General features: G+C 48.8%; 1 tRNA gene and 3 rRNA genes. All 4 read left to right on the forward strand.

Features of this window, described 5'->3' with window-relative positions:
- The first annotated feature begins 132 nt into the window (after positions 1–132).
- The 4 genes from GHI45_RS11135 to rrf all read left to right on the forward strand — a co-directional run bounded on the left by GHI45_RS11135 (position 133) and on the right by rrf (position 5,074).
- Positions 133–1,677: ribosomal RNA gene (locus GHI45_RS11135) — 16S ribosomal RNA — on the forward strand.
- A gap of 85 nt (positions 1,678–1,762) precedes the next feature.
- Positions 1,763–1,835 (forward strand) — tRNA-Ala (locus GHI45_RS11140).
- A gap of 151 nt (positions 1,836–1,986) precedes the next feature.
- Positions 1,987–4,880 (forward strand): 23S ribosomal RNA (locus GHI45_RS11145).
- Positions 4,881–4,958: 78 nt separating this feature from the next.
- Positions 4,959–5,074, forward strand: a 5S ribosomal RNA gene (rrf, locus tag GHI45_RS11150).
- Together the 16S, 23S and 5S rRNA genes with 1 tRNA gene alongside form the textbook arrangement of a ribosomal RNA operon.

The following is a 5,074-nucleotide window of genomic DNA, read 5'->3' on the forward strand; positions in this document are numbered from 1 at the left end:
TAGACCATTGAAAACTGAATAAAGTAGAATAACTCATGTAAAGCAAGGACAGCTTTCAAAAAAACCAACCTGTCAAAAGAATAAATTTTGAGACAAAAAACAAAGCCAAGTTTAAATGAACAAGGCAAACTTTTTAATGAGAGTTTGATCCTGGCTCAGGACGAACGCTGGCGGCGTGCCTAATACATGCAAGTCGAGCGATGATAATTTAGCTTGCTAAATTTGACGAGCGGCGAACGGGTGAGTAACGCGTGGGGAATCTGCCGAGAAGCGGGGGACAACATTTGGAAACGAATGCTAATACCGCATAACAGCTTGAAAGACATCTTTTAAGTTTGAAAGGAGCAATTGCTTCACTTCTCGATGATCCCGCGTTGTATTAGCTAGTTGGTGAGGTAACGGCTCACCAAGGCGATGATACATAGCCGACCTGAGAGGGTGATCGGCCACATTGGGACTGAGACACGGCCCAAACTCCTACGGGAGGCAGCAGTAGGGAATCTTCGGCAATGGACGCAAGTCTGACCGAGCAACGCCGCGTGAGTGAAGAAGGTTTTCGGATCGTAAAGCTCTGTTGTTGTTAAAGAACGTTGATGAGAGTGGAAAGTTCATCAAGTGACGGTAAACAACCAGAAAGGGACGGCTAACTACGTGCCAGCAGCCGCGGTAATACGTAGGTCCCGAGCGTTGTCCGGATTTATTGGGCGTAAAGCGAGCGCAGGTGGTTTCTTAAGTCTGATGTAAAAGGCTACTGCTCAACAGTAGTACGCATTGGAAACTGGGAAACTTGAGTGCAGGAGAGGAGAGTGGAATTCCATGTGTAGCGGTGAAATGCGTAGATATATGGAGGAACACCGGAGGCGAAAGCGGCTCTCTGGCCTGTAACTGACACTGAGGCTCGAAAGCGTGGGGAGCAAACAGGATTAGATACCCTGGTAGTCCACGCCGTAAACGATGAGTGCTAGATGTGGGAAGCTATAAGTTTTCCGTATCGCAGCTAACGCATTAAGCACTCCGCCTGGGGAGTACGACCGCAAGGTTGAAACTCAAAGGAATTGACGGGGGCCCGCACAAGCGGTGGAGCATGTGGTTTAATTCGAAGCAACGCGAAGAACCTTACCAGGTCTTGACATACTGATGCTATCCTTAGAGATAAGGAGTTCCTTCGGGACATCAGATACAGGTGGTGCATGGTTGTCGTCAGCTCGTGTCGTGAGATGTTGGGTTAAGTCCCGCAACGAGCGCAACCCCTATTACTAGTTGCCATCATTAAGTTGGGCACTCTAGTGAGACTGCCGGTGATAAACCGGAGGAAGGTGGGGATGACGTCAAATCATCATGCCCCTTATGACCTGGGCTACACACGTGCTACAATGGATGGTACAACGAGTCGCCAACCCGCGAGGGTGCGCTAATCTCTTAAAACCATTCTCAGTTCGGATTGTAGGCTGCAACTCGCCTACATGAAGTCGGAATCGCTAGTAATCGCGGATCAGCACGCCGCGGTGAATACGTTCCCGGGCCTTGTACACACCGCCCGTCACACCACGGGAGTTGGGAGTACCCGAAGTAGGTTGCCTAACCGCAAGGAGGGCGCTTCCTAAGGTAAGACCGATGACTGGGGTGAAGTCGTAACAAGGTAGCCGTATCGGAAGGTGCGGCTGGATCACCTCCTTTCTAAGGAATAATACGAGAGAGTTGTTCATACTTTATTCAGTTTTGAGTGGTCTAAGACCATACCATGTAAGGTTAAGGCCTTTGTGGGGAATTAGCTCAGCTGGGAGAGCGCCTGCTTTGCACGCAGGAGGTCAGCGGTTCGATCCCGCTATTCTCCATTGGAACGTTGGTTCCAATGCTTGATCATTGAAAACTAAATAACAATATCTTATAACGATAAAATAAACCGAAAAAGCTGTGAATTTTAAAGAATTCATAAAAAACTTAAACTTGAAATAAACAAAGAAGACTTCATACCTTCAGAGTTTTGGCAAAGTTAATAAGGGCGCACGGTGGATGCCTTGGCATTAAGAGCCGAAGAAGGACGTGACTAACGACGATATTCGAGGGGGAGCAGTAAGTTCGCATTGATCCCTCGGTCTCCGAATGGGGAAACCCACTAGCTTATGGCTAGTATCCACAACTGAATACATAGGTTGTGAGAAGGTAACGCAGAGAACTGAAACATCTAAGTACCTGCAGGAAAAGAAAATAAAAATGATTCCGTAAGTAGCGGCGAGCGAACGCGGAATAGGCCAAACCAAGAAGCTTGCTTCTTGGGGTTGTAGGACTGCAATATGGACTTTGAAAGTATAGACGAATCATCTGGGAAGATGAGCTAAAGAGAGTAATAGCCTCGTAGTTAAAATACTTTTGATACCTAGCAGTATCCTGAGTAGGGCTGGACACGCGAAATCCAGTTTGAATCCGGGAGGACCATCTCCCAAGCCTAAATACTCCTTAATGACCGATAGTGAACCAGTACCGTGAGGGAAAGGTGAAAAGAACCCCGGGAGGGGAGTGAAATAGCACCTGAAACCGTGTGCCTACAAGAAGTTCGAGCCCGTTAATGGGTGAGAGCGTGCCTTTTGTAGAATGAACCGGCGAGTTATGATATGTTGCGAGGTTAAGCTGAAGAGGCGGAGCCGTAGGGAAACCGAGTCTGAATAGGGCGCCATAGTAACATGTTGTAGACCCGAAACCTAGTGACCTATCCATGAGCAGGGTGAAGGTGTGGTAAGACGCACTGGAGGCCCGAACCAGGACACGTTGAAAAGTGTTTGGATGACTTGTGGATAGCGGAGAAATTCCAAACGAACTGGGAGATAGCTGGTTCTCTCCGAAATAGCTTTAGGGCTAGCGTCGAAATGTAAGTGTGTTGGAGGTAGAGCACTGTTTGGATGAGGGGTCCGTCTTGGATTACCAATTTCAGATAAACTCCGAATGCTAGCACACATGTTCGGCAGTCAGACTATGAGTGCTAAGATCCATAGTCGAAAGGGAAACAGCCCAGACCAACAGCTAAGGTCCCAAAATATATGTTAAGTGGAAAAGGATGTGGGGTTGCACAGACAACTAGGATGTTAGCTCAGAAGCAGCTATCATTCAAAGAGTGCGTAATAGCTCACTAGTCGAGTGACCCTGCGCCGAAAATGTACCGGGGCTAAACATATTACCGAAGCTTTGGATTGATTTAATCAATGGTAGGAGAGCGTTCTATGCAGCGATGAAGCTATACCGTGAGGAGTGGTGGAGCGCATAGAAGTGAGAATGCCGGTATGAGTAACGAAAGACAAGTGAGAATCTTGTCCACCGTATGACTAAGGTTTCCAGGGGAAGGCTCGTCCGCCCTGGGTTAGTCGGGACCTAAGGCGAGGCCGAAAGGCGTAGTCGATGGACAACAGGTTGATATTCCTGTACAAGTATTGTTGTGATGGAGTGACGCAGTAGGCTAAGGGATGCCAGTTAATGGATTCTGGTCTAAGCAGTGAGGCGTGGGTTGTGTAAAATGCATCTCCCTTTAACGTTGAGCTGTAATGGGGAAGCATCTTCGGATGCGAAGTCCCTGATGTCACACTGCCAAGAAAAGCTTCTAGCTATATTCAATACTTCCCGTACCGCAAACCGACACAGGTAGTCGAGGCGAGTAGCCTCAGGTGATCGAGAGAACTCTCGTTAAGGAACTCGGCAAAATGACCCCGTAACTTCGGGAGAAGGGGTGCTCACGCAAGTGAGCCGCAGTTAAAAGGTCCAAGCAACTGTTTATCAAAAACACAGCTCTCTGCTAAACCGCAAGGTGATGTATAGGGGGTGACGCCTGCCCGGTGCTGGAAGGTTAAGAGGAGATGTTAGATTCGTCGAAGCATTGAATTGAAGCCCCAGTAAACGGCGGCCGTAACTATAACGGTCCTAAGGTAGCGAAATTCCTTGTCGGGTAAGTTCCGACCCGCACGAAAGGCGTAATGATTTGGATACTGTCTCAACGAGAGACTCGGTGAAATTTTAGTACCTGTGAAGATGCAGGTTACCCGCGACAGGACGGAAAGACCCCATGGAGCTTTACTGTAGCTTGATATTGAGTACCTGTAAGTCATGTACAGGATAGGTAGGAGCCATTGAAACGAGGACGCTAGTTTTCGTTGAGGCAATGTTGGGATACTACCCTTGACTTATGGTTACTCTAACCACCACGCATAATCGGCGTGTGAGACAGTGTCTGGCAGACAGTTTGACTGGGGCGGTCGCCTCCTAAAGAGTAACGGAGGCGCTCAAAGGTTGGCTCAGATTGGTTGGAAATCAATCGTAGAGTGTAAAGGTAAAAGCCAGCTTGACTGCGAGAGCTACAACTCGAGCAGGTAGGAAACTAGGACTTAGTGATCCGGTGGTACCGCATGGAAGGGCCATCGCTCAACGGATAAAAGCTACCCTGGGGATAACAGGCTTATCTCCCCCAAGAGTTCACATCGACGGGGAGGTTTGGCACCTCGATGTCGGCTCGTCGCATCCTGGGGCTGTAGTCGGTCCCAAGGGTTGGGCTGTTCGCCCATTAAAGCGGCACGCGAGCTGGGTTCAGAACGTCGTGAGACAGTTCGGTCCCTATCCGTCGCGGGCGTAGGTAATTTGAGAGGATCTGCCCTTAGTACGAGAGGACCGGGGTGGACCTACCGCTGGTGTACCAGTTGTCTCGCCAGAGGCACGGCTGGATAGCTATGTAGGGAAGGGATAAGCGCTGAAAGCATCTAAGTGCGAAGCCTACCTCAAGATGAGATTACCCATCCTTTATGGATTAAGAGCCCAGAGAGATGATCTGGTTGATAGGCTGGAAGTGGAAGTGCTGCGAGGCATGGAGCGAACCAGTACTAATCGCTCGAGGACTTTACCAAGAGTCAAGTAAGAAATAGCTTTAAGGTTATTTTATCAAAGAATTGTTATTTAGTTTTGAATGATCAAGTGCAAAATAATTTAGTGCCCATAGCGTTGGAGATACACCTGTTCCCATGTCGAACACAGCAGTTAAGTCCTTCCGCGCCGGAAGTAGTTGGGGGTCGCCCCCTGCGAGATAGGGTCGGTGCTAAGT

This window comes from Lactococcus sp. dk101 (assembly GCF_009601055.1).
In the GTDB taxonomy this organism is placed as follows: Bacteria; Bacillota; Bacilli; order Lactobacillales; family Streptococcaceae; genus Lactococcus.